We start from the raw sequence: 18,106 nt of genomic DNA on the forward strand, positions 1-18,106 counted from the left end.
GTAATTTATTTATTTTGCTGAAATTTGCCCTTGCCCCGGTATTTTTCCCACTCGTCGTCAATCTGCCAAAGGTCTGCCCAACCAGATATCTCGTTGATTGGTCTCTCGCCGTTCTCAGCAGCACCGATTTTTCCTTCGATTCGGTTAGTTGCTGCCTCCATTGAATCAGTTACTTGCTCAGGCGTTGGAACCCTGTAAACTTTTTGGGACTCTAGTGAACTATGGGCGAATAGTTCCCGCGCATCGTAAGGGCTAAGTCCCGCCTTATTAGCCCGATTGCCGGCCCCATGTCGTCCCCCGTGCGGAGTCGTTCCATAAGACTTCGCGTGTGGCAAACCGATCCGTTTTACTGCGCGTTCCCACGCTCTTTCGAATGAACTTATGGTATATGGCTTACCTTTGTGTTCTCCACTATGTGACACAAAGGCAAACGGATGCTTCGACGCATCTAGCCCAAGGCTTGCACGTTGGTGCATGTAGTTGTGAAACGCCCATAGAAAAGCGCTGGCCATGTTCGAAGGAAGCCAAAACACTTGTATGAACTTGGCCCTATCATCAGTCATTTTTCGGCCCTTAAAACCTGCGCGGTAGTTTCCGTGAGCGCCAGTGCGGGGGGAATAAGCAGGGAAGAAAGTGCGGAGATAGGCTTGGCGATTGGGAGCGCGACGGCCGTTAATTGTGGGGTGCGCGGGTGCTTGTCCTTCTACTGGATGATATATACGGACCAGGGCTTCGCCGGGGCGGGTCGGATTTTCCATAACGTCTCCATTCCAGAGGTGAAAAGGTTCAGAAAGTCTTTTAGCCCCAAACATCAGCAGCAAAGCAATGCATATTCCGCGCCAGTCAAACTTTTTGAGAATGTCTTTTTCTTTTTCTTTTCCTGGGCGAACGAACCCGTGGCGAAGTAAGGCAACCTCGAAGTTCGCAGGAAAAGCTTTGGGAGCGCTTTTATTGCCAGCGGGTTGCCTTCGCAATTTAATCATTCTTGCCTGTTTCATTTCGTCGGCGTTCTTTCCAGTTTGGCCAAGATGGCCCAAGAATGAATATTGATTCTGGCGGTACCAAGCGATCCAGTTCAGCCGCTGCTCAGCGTTTGTCGCGGTGGTCCAAGGGTTTAAGGGGGTAGTAACATAGCCTTTAAGAACCATCCAGTCAGAAAATTCTTCCAGCATGTGAAGCTTCGGGTTAATCGTAGAAGAATTAGAAGGCAACCAGCTTAGTCCGCTTGGATCGTCACCGTTCTCGTCAAATGTCCCGTTATACAAGGCGCCAACGAAACCTTCAAAAAGGTGAACAGGCTTTTTAAGCAGATGATTTACTTCGATATAGTGCAACAATTGCTCCACAATCTCGCATAACTTGATCATCCAGGAGTGACTTCGGGCGTGGTGCCGGACTAAAAAGAAACGAAGCAGCGCCTCTAATGGCGCTAGCTGTTGGTCGTTTGATGTAAGGATTACAGGTAAGCGGATCAGATTACCGGTATCGTCCAGCTTGACTCGTGCCCATATACGTACGTGACTCATCTCTTCCCTCGGTCATCACCCTGTGTACCATCGTTACTTTCCTATATGCAATTGTTATTGCGGATAGCATTGTAGTGCAGGTGACGGTTGATGTGAGGAGAAATGCTCGCAAAATCAGGTATTTATGCTTTGCGCACGGATGTTGCAGGGGCAATTGTTATGTGTAGATCGTGGTCCATAACAGCGGCCAGGCAGAATGGCCGCCCCAGCGGTAGGTACGGGCCAGGCCGAGCGCGAGGTCGGCGTCGTCCCAGTCGAAGGGGGTCGGATTGAGCAGGTCGAGCCGCTTCCCGGAAGGCATGCGCACCCAGGCGCGTTGCTGGACCATCAGTGGGCACTCGTTGTTGGCGTCATGCCCCGATTTTACACATCGGGCCGCATGAGGGGGCAGAGCGACGGGAACCCGGACGCCTTGATCTATGCGAACATGATCGGCGGGCGCCGCAAATACACTGGACCGGTTTGCGACTCTTCAGGAGAACGCCGTGGACGAAGCGGTGAAGCGATTCGATTGCGACGTGCTGATCGTCGGCGGCGGCATCAACGGCGCGGCGATCGCGCGCGATGCCGCCGGCCGCGGCCTGCGCGTGGTGCTGTGCGAGAAGGACGACCTGGCCGGGCATACCTCGTCGGCGTCGAGCAAACTCATCCACGGCGGGCTGCGCTACCTCGAGCACTACGAATTCGGCCTGGTGCGCAAGGCCCTGATCGAGCGCGAAACCCTGCTGCGCTGCGCGCCCCACATCATGCGCCCGCTGCGCTTCGTGATGCCGCACGAGCGGGGGGAGGGCCCGGGGGCGCGGCCGGCCTGGCTGATCCGCACCGGGCTTTTCCTCTACGACCGGCTGGCGCGGCGCGAATTCCTGCCCGGCTCGCACGGCCTCGACCTGCGCAGCCATCCGGCCGGCGCACCCCTGCAGCCGCGCTTCACGCGCGGCTTCATGTATTCCGACGGCTGGGTCGACGATGCCCGGCTGGTGGTGCTCAACGCGCTCGACGCGCGCGAGCGCGGCGCCACCATCCTCACCCGCGCCCGCTGCGCGCCGCCGCAGCGCCGGCCGGGGGGCTGGAGCGCGGCCATCGACACGGCCGGCGGGCGCCTGCAGGTCACGGCGTGCCTGCTGGTCAACGCCGCCGGGCCCTGGGCGGCGCACTTCCTGCAGGGCGCCACATCAGCTGCCAAGGCCGGGCGCACGCTGCGCCTGATCAAGGGCAGCCACATCGTGGTGCCGCGCCTGTTCGAGCATCCGCACGCCTACATCTTCCAGCACCCGGACGGGCGCATCGTGTTCGCGCTGCCCTACGAGGGTGCCTACACGCTGATCGGCACGACCGACCTCGATTACCGCGGCGACCTCGACCGGGTGGCGATCAGCGCCGAGGAAACGGCCTACCTGTGCCAGCTCGCCAACCGCTATTTCAGCCGCAGCATCGCCCCGGCCGACGTGGTCTGGAGCTATGCCGGCGTGCGCCCGCTGGTCGAGGATGCGGCCGCCCACGCGTCGGCCGCCACGCGCGACTACCGGCTCGAACTCGATGGCGCCGCCGGCGACAGGGCCCCGCTGCTGTCCGTCTTCGGGGGCAAGATCACCACCAGCCGCAAGCTCGCCGAGGACGCGGTGGACCGCATCGCCGCGGCGCTCGGGCACGCCGCCCCGGCCTGGACCGCGCACGCCTGCCTGCCCGGCGGCGACCTGTTCGGCACCGGCCCGGACAAGCGCGGCGTGCTCGAATTCGGCGCCTGGCACGCACGCCAGGCGGCCTGCTACCCCTGGCTGCCGCCGCGCCTGCTGGAACGATGGGCCCGCGCCTACGGCACCCGCATCGATACCCTGCTGGCGCGCAGGCGCAGCCTGGACGAGCTCGGCCCCGAAGTGCTGCCCGGCCTCCACCAGGCGGAAATCGACTACCTGGTACGCCACGAGTGGGCGCGGAGCGCGGACGACATCCTGTGGCGCCGCACCAAGCTGGGGCTGCACCTGGCGCCGGGCAGCGCCGCCGTGCTCGATGCATGGCTCGGCGAGTGGATGGGGGCACGGCAGGCGGCGCCGGTGCCGTAAGCGCTCCGTGTCGCTAGGCCAGCAATGGAATCGGCTATGATTGCCTGGCCAATAACAACCGGAAGGAGACCCATGAAACTGTACATCAGCCCGCACGCCCCGAACCCGCGCCGGGTCGCCATGTTCATCCTCGAAAAAGGCATCACCGGCATCGACACGGTGAACATCGACATCCTCAAGGGCGAGCAGCGCACGGAAAGCTTCCTGGCCAAGAACCCGCTCGGGCGCGTGCCGGCGCTGGAATTCGACGACGGCCGCGTCCTGAGCGAAACGCGGGCGATCTGCACCTGGCTCGAAGGGATGCAGCCGGAGCCGAACCTGATGGGCGTCGATTTCGAAGAGCGCGCCTTCATCGAGATGGCCGACCGCCGCATGGAACTGCACCTGCTGCTCGAAACCGCCCACGGCGCACGCCACTCGCACCCGGCGCTGGCGCCGCTGGAGCAGCCGCAGTTCAAGGACTACGGCGCCGCCCAGGCCGACAAGATGCGCATCACCGCGCGCTGGCTCGACCAGGTGCTGGCGCGCCAGCCCTATGTGGCCGGCGAGCGTTTCACCATCGCCGACATCACCGCCTTCTGCGCGCTCGAGTTCGGGAAGGGCTTGCTGAAATTCCGGCCGGGCGAGGAGGGGATGGCCCACCTGCAGGCCTGGCGCGACCGCATCGCGGAGCGGCCGAGCGCGGTGGGGTCGAAATAACGCGGAGGGTCGCGTAGGGTGGGCGCGCGGCCAGAGGCGAAAAAAAAAGGGCGGCAACGCCGCCCCCATCACATCAGGTTCACCCCACCCGCCGATACCAAGGCAACGCCCCCAGCAGCGGCTGGTACGCCCCCGCATGCGCATCGCCCGGCGCCAGTTCACGGTCGATCCCGAGCACGCCGAAGCGCGACAGGCTCTCGAAGAACAGGCGCAGCGCGCGCTGGCGCAGCATCGGGCCGAAGTCGGCCAGGGCGCGGCAGCAGACGATGGCCTGGAACTCGTTGAACGAGGCGTCGGTCACCAGGTTGTAGCCGGCCCAGGTGATGCGCGCGCGCAGGCGCGGCAGGAGCAGGGCGCGGCCGTCGCGCAGCTCGAAATAATCGGCCAGCGCGCCGCTGCCGCCGGCAAGCAGGTAGTTCTCCTGCAGCGCCGGCAATTCGGCGGCGTCGATGCTGGCGTCGCGCACCTCGGCCAGCAGCTCTTCGTTGGCGAGCGTGGCGAAGATCTCGGTGCGCGCCAGCAGGCCTTCCTCGTGCAGCAGGATGGCCAGCGTCCAGGCTTCGCCCACGCCCGCGCACTCGGGCAGCCACACCTTGGGCACGGCCGACGAACGCAGGTTCGCGCCCAGCACCTCGCGCGCGGCCCTGGCACAGGCCGGGTCGTCGAAGAGGGCGCCGGGCGCCACGCTCAGCGCGCGCAGCACGCTTGATGCCGCACCGGGTTCGTGCAGCACCCGCTCCTGCAGGGAGGAGACCGTCTTGAGCTCGCGCGCCTCCATCACCGCGAGGAGTTTACGCCGCACCAGCTGGCGGTCGTAGTCCCGGAAATCGTAGCCGTGGCGCTGGAAGAGGGCTTCCAGCAACAGGTCGATCTCCAGCTCTTCTACGGCCAGCGAAGCGGCGAAGGCGGCAAAGGCGGTCAATGCAGCCACACCCGCATCAGCGACAGCAGCTGGGCCACATCGACCGGCTTGGTGATGTAGTCCGACGCGCCGGCGGCGATGCACTTGTCGCGGTCGCCCTTCATCGCTTTCGCGGTCAGGGTGATGATCGGCAGCGACTTGAACTTCGGAATGCGGCGGATCGCGCGCATCGTGTCGTAGCCGTCCATCTCCGGCATCATGATGTCCATCAGGACGATCTCGATGGTCGGATCCTTTTCCAGCACCTCGATGCCGTCGCGGCCGTTCTCGGCGAAGAGCACTTGCATCTGCTGGCGCTCCAGCAGCGAGGACAGGGCGAAGATGTTGCGCAGGTCATCGTCGACGATCAGCACCTTGCGTCCGGCCAGGCCGCCGTCGAGCGCGTGGATCTCTTCCAGCATCTTGCGCTGCAGTTCCGGCAGCGAGGCGTGCGAGCGGTGCAGGAACAGCGCCGTTTCGTCGAGCAGGCGTTCCGGCGAGCGCGCATCCTTGATGACGATGGTCTTCGCGTACTTCTTGAGCTTCGTGACTTCCTTGCGCGAGAGTTCCTGCGCGGTGTAGATCACGATCGGCAGGTCGCGCAGGGCCGGTTTCTTGCCGATTTCGTCGAGCAGGTCGAAGCCGGAGATGTCGGGCAGGGTCAGGTCCAGCACCATGCAGTCGAAGTGCTGGCTGTCCAGCGCTTCCATCGCGGCCTTGCCCGTCTCCACGGTCACCATGTTCAGGTCGCTGTCGCCGATCAGGGAAACGATCGCCTCGCGCTGGGCCATGTCGTCCTCGACCACCAGCAGCGAACGCTTGCCGCCGACCAGGAACTTCTGGATTCGGTTGAATTCATCTTCCAGGACCTCGCGTTCCACCGGTTTGTTCAGGAAGGAGATCGCGCCCTGGCGCAGCGCACGTTCGCGCTCGCGCAGTGCCGAGACCACGTGCACCGGGATGTGGCGGGTGCTCGGGTCGCGCTTGAGGCGGTCGAGCACCGTGAAGCCGTCGATGTCCGGCAGGTCGATGTCGAGCAGGATCGCGGACGGCAGGTAATCGCGCGCCAGCGACAGGGCCGAGTCGCCGCGGTGGGTGACGATGCCCTTGAAGTTCTTCTCGCGCGCGAGTTCCAGCACGGTCTTGGCGAAGCGGTCGTCGTCTTCCACGATCAGCACCGACGGGTCGCCCGGGGCGATCAGGCCGCGGTCGTCCAGCATCGAGGCGTATTCGACCAGGTTGCTGTTGGTCGGCGCCTGGACTTCGATCGTGGCCACGTTGCCGTTCTCGGCCGCGTCGGGCAGGGCATACACGACAGGGGCGGCGACGGGCGCAGCGCTCGGCGCCACCAGGCGGGCCGGCTGCGGCTGGCGGGTCGCTTCGTAGTTGATGAAGCCGGCGCGGTTGTACGGCAGGTAGAGAGTAAAGATCGAACCCACGTTCACTGTGCTCTCAACCCGAATTTCGCCGCCCAGCAGTCGCGCCAGTTCGCGCGAAATCGACAGGCCCAGGCCGGTGCCGCCGTACTTGCGGGCGGTCGAGCCGTCGGCCTGCTGGAAGGCTTCGAAGATCAGCTGCAGCTTGTCGGACGGGATGCCGACGCCGGTATCGCTGACCGAGAACGCCAGCACGGCGTCCGCATGCAGCAGGTGCGGGTGGTCGGCGGTCCAGCCGCTGGTGACCAGGCTGATGTTCAGGGACACCTGGCCATGGCTGGTGAACTTGAACGCATTCGACAGCAGGTTCTTCAGGACCTGCTGCAGGCGCGTCGTATCCGTCATCACCGCGGTCGGCAGGTTGTCCGCCAGCGCGACCTGGAAGCCGAGGTGCTTGGCTTCGGCCATGTGGCGGAAGGTGCGGTCCACGTAGTTGCGCAGGTTGGCGAAGCGGTACTCCGACACGTCCAGGGTAACGGTACCGGACTCGATCTTCGAGAGGTCGAGAATGTCGTTAATCAGGGTCAGCAGGTCGGAACCGGAGCCGTGGATGGTCTTTGCGAATTCCACCTGCTTGCCCGACAGGTTGCCCTCGGGGTTATCCGAGAGCTGCTGCGCCAGGATCAGGAGCGAGTTCAACGGAGTACGCAGTTCGTGCGACATGTTGGCCAGGAACTCGGACTTGTACTTCGAGGACAGGGCCAGCTGGGTCGCCTTTTCTTCCAGCGCCAGCTTCGCCTGTTCCACCTCGCGGTTCTTGCGTTCCACCTCGATGTTCTGCTCGGACAGCAGGCGCGCCTTCTCCGCCAGTTCCTGGTTGGTCTGCTGCAGTTCCTGCGCCAGCGACTGCGACTGGGTCAGCAGCGACTCGGTACGGCTGTTCGCCTCGATCGTGTTCAGGACGACGCCGATCGACTCCATCAGCTGGTCGAGGAAGGACAGGTGGGTTTCGGTGAAGCGGTCCAGCGATGCGATTTCGATGACCGCCTTGACCTGCTGTTCGAACAGGATAGGCAGCACGACGATGTTGTTCGGCGGCGCCGAGCCCAGGCCCGAGGACACCACGATGTAATCGCGCGGCACGTCGGTCAGCCAGATACGGGTCTTCTCGACCGCGCACTGGCCCACCAGGCCTTCGCCCGGCAGGAAGGAGGTCGGCAGCTTGCGGTTCGAACGGTAGCCGTAGGAGGCGATCATGCGCAGGCGTGCGTCGGCCTCCTGCGAGTCCATCATGTAGAACACGCCGTGGTGCGCCGAAACCAGCGGAGCCAGTTCGGAGAGAATCAGCTTGGTCACCGCGCCCAGGTCGCGCTGGCCCTGCAGGAGTCGCGTGAAGCGGGCAAGGTTAGTCTTGAGCCAATCCTGCTGCGCGTTCTTCTGCGTGGTCTCCTTCAGGTTACGAATCATCTCGTTGATGTTGTCCTTCAGGTAGGACACCTCGCCGCGCGCTTCGACCTGAATCGAACGCGACAAGTCACCACGGGTCACCGCGGTCGCCACCTCACCAATGGCGCGCATCTGGTTGGTCAGGTTTGCCGCCAGCTGGTTGACGTTCTCGGTCAAGTCCTTCCAGGTACCTGCCACACCCGACACGTTTGCCTGTCCACCCAGCTTGCCTTCGGTGCCCACCTCACGGGCGACTCGCGTCACCTCGGATGCGAAGGAGGACAGCTGGTCGACCATGACGTTGATCGTGTCCTTCAGTTCGAGAATCTCGCCCTTCACGTCCACGGTAATCTTCTTCGACAAGTCACCACGCGCCACCGCGGTCGTCACCGCCGCGATGTTACGCACCTGGCCCGTCAGGTTCGACGCCATGAAGTTCACGTTGTCGGTCAAGTCCTTCCAGGTACCGCCGACGCCTGGCACGTATGCCTGGCCGCCCAGCTTACCTTCGGTACCCACCTCACGTGCCACACGGGTCACCTCGGATGCGAACGAGGACAACTGGTCGACCATGACGTTAATCGTGTTCTTCAGTTCGAGAATCTCGCCCTTCACGTCCACGGTAATCTTCTTCGACAGGTCGCCGTTCGCCACCGCGGTCGTCACGTCCGCAATGTTACGCACCTGGCCCGTCAGGTTACCCGCCATCGAGTTCACGCCGTCGGTCAAGTCCTTCCAGGTACCCGCAACGCCGGGCACGTTCGCCTGGCCGCCCAGGCGGCCCTCGGTACCGACCTCTCGTGCGACGCGGGTCACCTCGGATGCGAAGGAGTTCAGCTGGTCGACCATGACGTTGATCGTGTTCTTCAGCTCGAGAATCTCGCCCTTCACGTCCACCGTAATCTTCTTGGACAAGTCGCCGTTTGCCACCGCGGTGGTCACGTCCGCAATGTTACGCACCTGGCCCGTCAGGTTACCCGCCATCGAGTTCACCGAGTCGGTCAAGTCCTTCCAGGTACCCGCGACGCCCTTCACCTGCGCCTGTCCGCCCAGCTTGCCCTCGGTACCCACCTCTCGGGCGACTCGGGTCACCTCGGATGCGAAGGAGGACAGCTGGTCCACCATGACGTTAATCGTGTTCTTCAGTTCGAGAATCTCGCCCTTGACGTCCACGGTAATTTTCTTCGACAAGTCGCCGTTCGCCACCGCGGTCGTCACCGCCGCGATGTTACGCACCTGGCCCGTCAGGTTCGACGCCATGAAGTTCACGTTGTCGGTCAAGTCCTTCCAGGTACCGCCCACGCCCGGCACGTATGCCTGGCCGCCCAGCTTGCCTTCCGTACCCACCTCACGCGCCACACGGGTCACCTCGGATGCGAAGGAACGCAGCTGGTCCACCATGACGTTGATGGTGTCCTTCAGCTGCAGGATCTCGCCGCGCACGTCCACGGTAATCTTCTTCGACAAGTCGCCGTTCGCCACGGCGGTCGTCACTTCCGCGATGTTACGCACCTGGGACGTCAGGTTACCCGCCATCGAGTTCACCGAGTCGGTCAAGTCCTTCCAGGTACCCGCCACACCTTTCACCTGTGCCTGTCCACCGAGTTTACCTTCCGTCCCGACCTCTCGCGCCACGCGCGTCACTTCGGAAGAGAAGGAGGAGAGCTGTTCCACCATCGTGTTCGCGGTCGTCGCCGCGCGCAGGTACTGGCCCTTCAGCGGGTGGCCGTCGACTTCCAGCGCCATCGTCTGCGACAGATCGCCTTTCGCCACGGCGCCGATGACGCGCGCCATTTCCGTGGTCGGGCGCACCAGGTCGTCGATCAGGGTGTTGACGGAGCTAATGATGGTGCTCCAGCCGCCGACCACGCCCGGCACGTCGGCGCGCTGGGTCAGGTGGCCCTCGCGGCCGACCACGCGCGACACTTCGGTCACCGCCTCGACCATCTTCGACTTGGTCTCGATGATGTCGTTCAGGGTGTCGGCGATCTTGCCCGACACGCCCGTCCAGTCGGAAGGCATGCGTACCGAGAAGTCACCCTTTTTCAGGGCCATCAGCGTTGCGAGCAGGAGCTTGACATCCAGCTGTTCGGCCATGTCGGTCATTGTGTTCATCGACGTGTAATCCTTGTTTTGGAAAGTAAGACGGTATTCTTGTCGCGGCGGAGCATAAGCCGGGGCGTATGTGTCGCGTTGGAGAAACTGTTAAACGGAAAGTATGGAAGGTTACTCTTGTGCGAGATCAAGTCAAGCTTTAGGCCAGAATAAAACTTGCATTTAGGGAATGTTCAGAAACCAGCGCTGGAGGGTAGCGGAAAAGTGATTTCCACCGCGCACGATTGATTTATGCCCTATGAATAACGTTGCGCGCCTACTACAAAAATAAGTGACCACAAGTTCATAAAGGTTGCTAAACTTGCTAGGATGCATGCTACCAAGGCATGTATGCGCTAGCATGTGCCGCTCATTTAAGAAGCGAGCAAAGGCTATGGTGGAAACTGCACAACTCGTGCAGCTGTTGGAGTCACAGAACACGGACGCGTGGCAGCGGACCTTGTTTTCGCTCGGGCGCGACCTCGGCTTCGAACAGGTTTTGTTCGGCGTTGTCCATTCGCGCCACGAGCAATTGGAACGTGCTTTCCTGCAGAGTAATTATTCCGCCGAATGGCGCGAGCGCTACGACGCCGAACGCCTCGCCTATGTCGACCCGACCGTCGGCCACTGCCTGGTCAGCACGCTGCCGATGATATGGGAGCCGGAAGCCTTCTCCACCGACGCAGGGCGGGCCCTGTACGAGGAAGCCTGCGGCCATGGCATCCGTACCGGCGCGACGCTGCCGATCCATGGCCCGAACGGGGAATTCGGCGTGCTCAGTTTTGCGTCCGACGCAGCGCCCGGGGAAGGCTTCGAACGCGAGATCGCGCATGTGATGCCGATGCTGACGCTGGTGCGCGACTATGCATTCGCATCCTCGACCCGCTTCATCGACCAGGGCGGCGGCTAAGCGGCGCCGCGCCTGACCAAGCGGGAGCTGGAAGTGCTTCAGTGGGTCATGGCGGGCAAGTCCTCATGGGAGATCTCGATGATCACCCGTTGTTCCGAGGCGACCGTCAACTTCCACCTGGCTAACGTGCGTCAGAAGTTCAACGTCAACACACGTCAGCAGGCGGTGGTCAAGGCCATCTCGCTGGGTTTGCTCAACCCTGAAGATCGCCATCGTTGAGCTTGCCGTTGACGTAAAGCTTCAACAGGATCGCCACCGGGGCCGGAATCGCCAGGCCCGTCTCGAAGCGGCTGCCGCTCGACTGGGTCACGCCGAAACGGCCCCAGAATTTTTCCTGACTTTCACGCTTGCTGATGCGGAACTGCCGCAGGTCGACGTGCGGCGCACGCACGGGCATGGGCATCTGCATGGCGCTGTTCACGCCCGGACGGGCAAGCATGGATTCGCTGATGAAGTCGTTTGGCATGGCGTCTCTCCTGGTTGTTCGGGTGAAAAGCCCAGTATTCCACTGTGTTACTTCGTAGCCACCTAGCAAACTTGCTAGTACCGCTCCTGCCCGAATTGCATGAGTCTTTATGCCTGTCGCATATGTTTTTTGGTCAATAACCAAGGGAGAACGAAATGGCACTGCAAATCGATATCGCAGCACGGCGCGAATTTAAATCCCGCGATCTGTGGGAGATGCACACGCTTCGCGCAAAAGTGTTCCAGGGCCGGCTTGGCTGGGAAGTGCCGGTCTTGTCCGGAATGGAAATCGACGGATACGACGCGCTCGAACCGCACTACATGATGATGCGCGAGCCGGATACGGGACAACTGCGGGGCAACCTGCGCGGCTGCTGGCGCCTGTTGCCGACCGACGGCCCCTACATGCTGAAGGATTCGTTCCCGCAACTGCTGCATGGACAGGCGGCGCCCCGCGACGAGCACATCTGGGAACTGTCGCGCTTTGCGATCGAAACGGGCGGCAGCGACCATTTCGGTTTTTCCGAAATTACGATGGAGTCGATCGCCGCGATCATCCGCTACGGCCACGAGCACGGCATCGAGCGTTATGTGACGGTGACCACGACCGCCATCGAACGCCTGCTGCGCCGTGCCGGCGTCGTCACCGAGCGCCTCGGCCCGCCGCTGGTGATCGGGGTGGAAACGGCAGTCGCCCTGTATGTGGATATCGAACCGACCTGCGATGCCCTGCACCTGTACGAGACGCGGCTCGCAAGCTGACAGCCTGGGTCTTTACAACACCAGCAGCATCATCTGTTCCAGCCGCGCATCCCCGGGCCGTGTCGGTTCGGGGGCGCCGGCCGCGACGAATCCGGCGCGCTCGTAGAGGCGCCGCGCCGCATCGTTCCCGTTCATGACCCCCAGCTGCATCGTGCGCGCCTTGCGCGAGCGCGCCCAGGCGATGGCTCCGTCGAGCAGCGCCGCCGCCACGCCCCGGCCGCGGCATTCGGGCGCCACCCACATCTGGAACAGGTTCACCAGCTGGCCGTCGTTGGCATCGAACTTGGCCCAGGCCAATCCCGCCTGGACGCCGTCGACTTCGGCCACCAGCGGCAGGTCGCGCCCCGAGTTCGCCGCCAGGCCCAGGCGCCAGGCCCAGTCCGCATCGGTGCGCTCCTGCTCGGCCGCCAGCGTGCTGCCGAAGGCCGCCGGCGCATCCGCCAGGGCGCGCAGGCGCAGCTCGCGGTACAGCGGCCATTCGCTGCCCGCCAGTGGGCGAACCGTTACGGTGTTGCAGGAAAGCGTCATCTGGAACTCTGCCCTTATATAGAGAAGGGGTTATTCGAGCTGCTTGCGCAGGAAGGAATAGGTCAGGGCCCACATCCTCGCCTGCTGGGTGTTGTTGGCGGCGCCGGCATGGCCGCCTTCCGTGTTTTCCCAGTACAGCACGTCGTGGCCCTGGTCGCCCATCAGCGCCGCCATCTTGCGCGCATGGCCGGGATGGACCCGGTCGTCGCGGGTCGATGTCGTAAATAAGACACGCGGATAGTGCTTGTCCTTGAAAACATTCTGGTAGGGCGAGTACTTGCCGATGAATTCCCACTGCTTCGGATCGTCCGGGTCGCCGTACTCGCCCATCCACGAGGCGCCCGCCAGCAGCTTGTGGTAGCGCCGCATGTCGAGCAGCGGCACCTGGCAGACGACGGCATTGAACAGGTCGGGGCGCTGGGTGAGGGCGGCGCCGACCAGCAGGCCGCCGTTGCTGCCGCCCATGATGCCGAGGTGGCGCGGGCTGCTGATCTTGCGCCGGATGAGGTCCTTGGCCACCGCGAGGAAGTCGTCGAAGGCCTTCTGCCGCTGTTCCTTGAGTGCCGCCTGGTGCCAGCGCGGGCCGAACTCGCCGCCGCCGCGGATGTTGGCCAGCACGTAGGCGCCGCCTTGCTCGAGCCAGCCGGCGCCGATCATGCCGCTGTAGGCGGGTTTGAGCGACACCTCGAAGCCGCCGTAGCCGTAGAGCAGGGTCGGGGTCTTGCCGTCGTGTTTCGTCTTGCGGTCCATGACGACGAAATAGGGCACCATCGTGCCGTCCTTCGAGCGCGCCTGGAACTGGGACACGGTGTACGGTTGCGGGTCGAACCAGGCGGGCATCGCCTTCAGCTTGTCGCGCGCGTCCGTGCCCGCCGTGCCGAGGTAGAGCGTGGTCGGGGTCAGGAAGTCGGTGACGCTCAGGAAGTATTGGTCGGATTCGATTTCGTCGAGCGCCGCCACTCCCAGCGTGCCGATGGCCGGCGCCGCCACGTCGCGGCGCTGCCATGCCTTGCCCTCGCGGCGCAGTTCGACGATGCGGTTCTTCACGTTGTCGAGCACCGTCAGCAGGACCGCCCCGCGCACGGCCGTAACGCCGTCGAGCGAACTGGTTGCGGTCGGCGCGAACAGCAGTTCGAAGTCGCGTTCGCCGCGCATGAAGCGCTCGAAATCGATGGCCAGCAGCGCGCCCTGCGGCCAGGTGCGCCCGCCCAGCGTCCAGTTCGAGCGCAGCTCGATCAGCAACTGGTCGCGCACCGCGTACGCGTTGGCGTCCTCGGGCTTGTCGATTTTGACCAGGCGGCCGCCTTCGCGCAGGAACAGCTCGCTGCTGTAGAAGCCGATCTGGCGCGTCACGAATTCGCGCTCGAAGCCGGGCGTCCTGTCCTTGTGCGCGGAAGCCGACAAATCCTCCGGCCGCGCCTCGAACACCAGGGCGGCGGCAGCGAGCGGCGTGCCGCGCTTCCACTCCTTGACCAGGCGCGGATAGCCGGAGGCAGTCATCGAGCCCGGCCCGAAATCGGTCGCGACGAACAGCGTGTCCTGGTCGATCCAGCCGACGCTGCCTTTCGACTCGGGCAGGGCGAAGCCGCCCGCCACGAAGGCGCCGCTTTCCAGGTCGAACTCGCGGATCACTTCGGCGTCGCCGCCGCCGCGCGAGAGCGACACCAGGCAGCGCGTGCCGCGCGGCTCGAGGCAGGTCACGCCGGCCCAGACCCAGTTCTCGCCCTCGTCGCGCGCCAGGGCGTCGAGGTCGATCACGGTCTCCCAGCCTGGTGCTTCCTTGCGGTATTCGGCCAGCGTGGTGCGGCGCCAGATCCCGCGCTCGTGGCTGGCGTCGCGCCAGAAATTGTAGAGGAAGTCGCCGTGCAGGCGCACGTAGGGAATGCGCTCCTTCGCGTCGAGAATGGCCTGCAGGCGCGTGCGCAAGGCCTCGTGCGCAGGGCCGCCCAGCTCGCGTTCGGCCACGGCGTTCTTTTCCTTCACCCACGCCAGCGGGCGCTCGCCGGCCACGTCTTCCAGCCAGAGCCAGGGGTCCAGAGGCGCTTGCACCGCCGTCTGCGCCTGCGCGCCCGCGCCTGTCAGCGCACTTGCCAATCCAAGGACTACCTTCGCCGCCATCTTGCGCATCCGTTCGCTATCCATTCGTCATACTGCCGAGCGCCACCGTGGCGTTTCGATGACGTATATTATCAACAATCTTCCGTCCTCCAGCCAACCGTCAAGTCCATGGGGCCATCGATCACCCGCAGCATCGGCGCCGCCGGCGGCGCACGCCGCACCACGCGCGCCATGCTGTGGGGCGCCGGCCTGCTGCTGGCGCTGGCGGTCGGCGCGGTCCTGCACATGGCCGCCAGCCGCGCGGTCGAGGAAGAGGCGCGCCGCCGTTTCGACAACCGCGCCCGCGCCACCCAGGAGCGGCTGGCCAGCGCCATCAAGTCCTATACCGAAGTCACGCGCGCGCTCGCCGCCCTGTTCGCGGCCGGCGAGCAGCCGGTCACGCGGCTGGCCTTCCACCGTTACGTCGCCTCGCTCGACCTGCGCACCAACTATCCTGCGATCGACGCCGTCTCCTACGCCCATGAGGTGCGGGACGCGGACCGCGAGGCCTTCGAGGCCCGGGTGCGCGCCGACCGCAGCCTGGAGCCGGGCGGCTATCCCGGCTTCGCGATCCGTCCGCCCGGGCGGCGGGCCAGCTACAACGTCCTGACCTACATCGAGCCGCCCGAAGCGCTGCCGGAAAAATTCGGGATGGACATCACGGCCAATCCGCTGGTGGCCGCCTCGATGGCGCGCTCGCGCGATACCGGCACCATGAGCGCGTCCGGCCACCCGATGCTGGTCTTGCGGCCCACGCCCCACCTCGCGCTGGGCATGCGCGCCCCGGTCTACCGCGGCGGCGCCATCCCCGCCACGCTGGCCGAGCGCCGCGCGGCCTATGTCGGCGGGGTCGGCATCGCGTTTTCGGTGCCGGCGCTGGTCGACGGCGCGCTGGCCGGGGTCGGGGAGGCGAAGGTCGCGCTGTCGCTGTTTTCGGCGCCATCCCCGCCGGAGTCCGTTGCGGGACGGGATCTCGCCGTGCCGACCCTGGCCCTGGCCGCCGGCGACCGCCTGCTGTACGGCGACGGCGCCGTGCGCACCCGGCCGCCGGACGACGCCGGCACCTTCACCGCGGTGCTGCCGGTCGATTTCGGCGGTGCGCTGTGGAAGGCGCATTTCAGCGCGCCGAAAAACGATCTCTACCTGCCGCTCGACCGCCGCTTCCCGCTGCTCGCCTTCGGCGCCGGCGTGCTGGCGACCCTGCTGGTCCACGGCCTGTTCCTGACCCTGTACTGGTCGCGCCGCGGCGCCATCGAACAGCGCACCCTGCTCGATACGGTGCTCGACAACCTCGACGCCTTCGTCTTCATGAAGGACCGCGACCGGCGCTTTCGCTACGTGAACGCCAAGATGGCGCAGCTGCTGGGGCGCAGCGCGGAACAGGTCGTCGGGCGCCTCGACCGCGAGGTCGCGCCGCGCAAGCTGGCCGACGAGTCCTGGGAGCGCGAACGGGCCGTGTTCGACGGCACCCGGCGCGCCAGCCAGATCGAAATCATGCTGCCGGGCGGGGTGGCGCGCCAGATGTGGGAAGTGAAGGTGCCGGTGCGCCTCGACGGCGACGTCAGCGGCGTGCTGTGCGTGGCAACCGACGTCACCGAGCTGCACCAGCTCAAGGCCAGGGCGGACGCGGCCAACCAGGCCAAGAGCGAGTTCCTGTCCAACATGAGCCACGAGATCCGCACGCCGATGAACAGCATCATCGGCATGACCCACCTGGCGCTCAAGGCGGCCACCGACCCGAAACAGCGCGACTACCTGGAAAAGATCGGCCACTCCGGCCAGCACCTGCTGGGCATCATCAACCACATCCTCGACTTTTCGAAGATCGAGGCCGGCCGCCTCGAGCTGGAACTGGTCGACTTCCGGCTCGATGCGCTGCTGGGCAACCTCGAGACCCAGCTCGGCGAAGCGGCCGCCGCCAAAGGACTGCGCCTCGAATTCGAAGTCGCGCCCGAGCTGGCGCGTCCCCTGCGCGGCGACCCGCTGCGGCTGGAACAGGTGCTGCTGAACTTCACGGGGAACGCCATCAAGTTTTCCGAGCGCGGCAGCATCACCATCCGCGCCCATGCCCTGCGCGCCTTCGGCCACGAAACGCTGGTGCGCTTCGAGGTGCAGGACCGCGGCATCGGCATCGATCCGGCGGAGCTGGGCCAGTTGTTCACGCCTTTCCACCAGGCCGATCCGTCGACCACGCGGCGCTACGGCGGCACCGGGCTGGGCCTGGTGATCAGCAAGCAGCTCGCCGAGCTGATGGGAGGGGAGGTCGGGGTCGAGAGCGAGCCGGGGCGCGGCAGCACCTTCTGGTTCACGGCGCGCCTGGGGCAGGGAGGGAAGCCGGTGCGCCGCGCAGCGTCGAACCCGGCGGCCCAGCCGGCCCGACTGGACGGCCGCGCGGTCCTGCTGGTCGAGGACAACGTCTTCAGCCAGCAGGTCGGGCGCGAGCTGCTCGAAGCCGCCGGCGCGCTGGTCGTCGTCGCCGGCGACGGCGCCGAGGCCCTCGAGCGCCTGCGGGCGCAAGCCTTCGACTGCGTGCTGATGGACGTGCAGATGCCGGTGATGGACGGCTTCGAGGCCACGCGCCGCATCCGCGCCGACCCGGCCTTGCAGGACACGGTCGTCATCGCCATGACGGCCAACGCCGGCGTGGTCGACCAGGAGCGCTGCATGGCCGCGGGCATGGACGAATTCCTGTCCAAGCCGGTGGCGCCCGAGCACCTGGTGGCGACGATCGTGCGCAGCACCAGGCGGGCGCGCGCCGCCAGGCCCGCGCCGCCGCCGGCGCCGGCCGCCCCGGGTGCGGCAGCGGGCGCGGCGCCGCTGCTCGACCTCCAGGTGCTGGGCACTACCTTCGGCCACGAACGCGAGAAGATGCGCAAGTTCGCCTTCATGTTCCTCGACAGCGCGCGCGAAGGGCTGGCCGAGATCGATAGCGCGCTGGCATCGAACGACCTGGCGCGCGCCGGCGCCTGCGCCCACCGCGTGAAATCGTCGGCGCGCGCGGTCGGGGCGATGGCGTTTGCCGATGCCTGCCACGAGCTGGAACAGCAGGACAAACGCCCGGATAAACCTGGTGCAATTGCCCAGGCGCGGGCCCTGAGCGCGCGTCTGCGCAGCATCTTTGCGCGCCTCGAACGGCAAGTCCCGGCGGAACTTGGCGCACGCGCCACGGACGGGAAATAAGCGGGCTGGTTTCGCGGCCCCGACTTTCGCCGCGCCTCCAAAAAGAGTATCCTGTGGCACCC

Annotated in this window: 12 protein-coding genes and 1 pseudogene; 6 read left to right on the forward strand and 7 right to left on the reverse strand. The window is 65.0% G+C overall.

The window, feature by feature from the left end; all coding sequences use genetic code 11:
• Nucleotides 1–5: 5 nt before the first annotated feature.
• Both gmtY and ACWCIA_RS06615 read right to left on the reverse strand, forming a co-directional pair.
• Nucleotides 6–1,526 carry a gamma-mobile-trio recombinase GmtY gene (gene gmtY / locus ACWCIA_RS06610; protein ID WP_454161802.1) on the reverse strand — a complete coding sequence of 507 codons (1,521 nt, stop codon included), beginning with the start codon at nucleotides 1,524–1,526 and terminating at the stop codon, nucleotides 6–8.
• Nucleotides 1,527–1,707: 181 nt separating this feature from the next.
• Nucleotides 1,708–1,827, reverse strand: a pseudogene (locus ACWCIA_RS06615) (phosphohydrolase); the annotation flags it as partial.
• 184 nt (nucleotides 1,828–2,011) lie between these two features.
• Here ACWCIA_RS06615 and glpD point away from each other — a divergent pair.
• Together glpD and ACWCIA_RS06625 are read left to right on the forward strand one after the other, a co-directional pair.
• Nucleotides 2,012–3,586, forward strand: a complete 1,575-nt coding sequence (gene glpD / locus ACWCIA_RS06620) for a glycerol-3-phosphate dehydrogenase (protein WP_454161803.1) — start codon at nucleotides 2,012–2,014, stop codon at nucleotides 3,584–3,586.
• A 72-nt stretch (nucleotides 3,587–3,658) separates the two neighbouring features.
• A complete protein-coding gene (locus ACWCIA_RS06625; protein ID WP_454161804.1) occupies nucleotides 3,659–4,285 on the forward strand; it encodes a glutathione S-transferase family protein in 627 nt (208 codons plus the stop codon).
• Nucleotides 4,286–4,364: 79 nt separating this feature from the next.
• Here ACWCIA_RS06625 and ACWCIA_RS06630 read toward each other — a convergent pair whose 3' ends face one another.
• Both ACWCIA_RS06630 and ACWCIA_RS06635 read right to left on the reverse strand, forming a co-directional pair.
• Nucleotides 4,365–5,216 carry a CheR family methyltransferase gene (locus ACWCIA_RS06630; protein ID WP_454161805.1) on the reverse strand — a complete coding sequence of 284 codons (852 nt, stop codon included), beginning with the start codon at nucleotides 5,214–5,216 and terminating at the stop codon, nucleotides 4,365–4,367.
• Nucleotides 5,204–10,123, reverse strand: a complete 4,920-nt coding sequence (locus tag ACWCIA_RS06635; protein ID WP_454161806.1) for a HAMP domain-containing protein — start codon at nucleotides 10,121–10,123, stop codon at nucleotides 5,204–5,206. The genes ACWCIA_RS06630 and ACWCIA_RS06635 overlap by 13 nt, the downstream gene beginning before the upstream one ends.
• Before the next feature lie 373 nt (nucleotides 10,124–10,496).
• Between ACWCIA_RS06635 and ACWCIA_RS06640 the strand changes: the two genes are divergently transcribed.
• Both ACWCIA_RS06640 and ACWCIA_RS06645 read left to right on the forward strand, forming a co-directional pair.
• Complete coding sequence (locus ACWCIA_RS06640) at nucleotides 10,497–11,012, forward strand: autoinducer binding domain-containing protein (RefSeq protein WP_454161807.1); 516 nt, start codon at nucleotides 10,497–10,499, stop codon at nucleotides 11,010–11,012.
• Nucleotides 11,013–11,024: 12 nt separating this feature from the next.
• A complete protein-coding gene (locus ACWCIA_RS06645; protein WP_454162075.1) occupies nucleotides 11,025–11,231 on the forward strand; it encodes a LuxR family transcriptional regulator in 207 nt (68 codons plus the stop codon).
• On the opposite strand, the gene ACWCIA_RS06650 is transcribed toward ACWCIA_RS06645, so the two are convergent.
• Nucleotides 11,206–11,421, reverse strand: a complete 216-nt coding sequence (locus ACWCIA_RS06650) for a hypothetical protein (RefSeq protein ID WP_454162076.1) — start codon at nucleotides 11,419–11,421, stop codon at nucleotides 11,206–11,208. The genes ACWCIA_RS06645 and ACWCIA_RS06650 overlap by 26 nt on opposite strands.
• Before the next feature lie 212 nt (nucleotides 11,422–11,633).
• Between ACWCIA_RS06650 and ACWCIA_RS06655 the strand changes: the two genes are divergently transcribed.
• The gene (locus tag ACWCIA_RS06655; RefSeq protein ID WP_454161808.1) at nucleotides 11,634–12,239 is read left to right on the forward strand and encodes an acyl-homoserine-lactone synthase; all 606 of its coding nucleotides are present in this window, start codon (nucleotides 11,634–11,636) and stop codon (nucleotides 12,237–12,239) included.
• A 12-nt stretch (nucleotides 12,240–12,251) separates the two neighbouring features.
• Here the strand turns inward: ACWCIA_RS06655 and ACWCIA_RS06660 are convergent, their stop codons facing one another.
• Nucleotides 12,252–12,767: an N-acetyltransferase family protein gene (locus ACWCIA_RS06660; protein WP_454161809.1), complete on the reverse strand. Its 516-nt coding sequence runs from the start codon at nucleotides 12,765–12,767 to the stop codon at nucleotides 12,252–12,254.
• Between the two features lie 30 nt (nucleotides 12,768–12,797).
• Nucleotides 12,798–14,909, reverse strand: a complete 2,112-nt coding sequence (locus ACWCIA_RS06665) for a prolyl oligopeptidase family serine peptidase (protein ID WP_454161810.1) — start codon at nucleotides 14,907–14,909, stop codon at nucleotides 12,798–12,800.
• A gap of 84 nt (nucleotides 14,910–14,993) precedes the next feature.
• On the opposite strand from ACWCIA_RS06665, the gene ACWCIA_RS06670 reads away from it, so the two are divergent.
• Nucleotides 14,994–18,044, forward strand: coding sequence for a CHASE domain-containing protein (locus ACWCIA_RS06670; protein WP_454161811.1), 3,051 nt, complete (start codon nucleotides 14,994–14,996; stop codon nucleotides 18,042–18,044).
• The last annotated feature ends 62 nt before the right edge of the window (nucleotides 18,045–18,106 follow it).

This window comes from Massilia sp. SYSU DXS3249, from assembly GCF_053668055.1.

Bases quoted from the DNA above. Each gene is read 5' to 3' on its own strand.
- ACWCIA_RS06625 (WP_454161804.1), top strand. From the start codon at position 3,659: ATGAAACTGTACATCAGCCCGCACGCCCCGAACCCGCGCCGGGTCGCC.
- ACWCIA_RS06635 (WP_454161806.1), bottom strand. From the start codon at position 10,123: ATGAACACAATGACCGACATGGCCGAACAGCTGGATGTCAAGCTCCTG.
- gmtY (WP_454161802.1), bottom strand. From the start codon at position 1,526: ATGAGTCACGTACGTATATGGGCACGAGTCAAGCTGGACGATACCGGT.
- ACWCIA_RS06650 (WP_454162076.1), bottom strand. From the start codon at position 11,421: ATGCAGATGCCCATGCCCGTGCGTGCGCCGCACGTCGACCTGCGGCAG.
- ACWCIA_RS06655 (WP_454161808.1), top strand. From the start codon at position 11,634: ATGGCACTGCAAATCGATATCGCAGCACGGCGCGAATTTAAATCCCGC.
- ACWCIA_RS06660 (WP_454161809.1), bottom strand. From the start codon at position 12,767: ATGACGCTTTCCTGCAACACCGTAACGGTTCGCCCACTGGCGGGCAGC.
- ACWCIA_RS06665 (WP_454161810.1), bottom strand. From the start codon at position 14,909: ATGGATAGCGAACGGATGCGCAAGATGGCGGCGAAGGTAGTCCTTGGA.
- ACWCIA_RS06640 (WP_454161807.1), top strand. From the start codon at position 10,497: ATGGTGGAAACTGCACAACTCGTGCAGCTGTTGGAGTCACAGAACACG.
- ACWCIA_RS06670 (WP_454161811.1), top strand. From the start codon at position 14,994: ATGGGGCCATCGATCACCCGCAGCATCGGCGCCGCCGGCGGCGCACGC.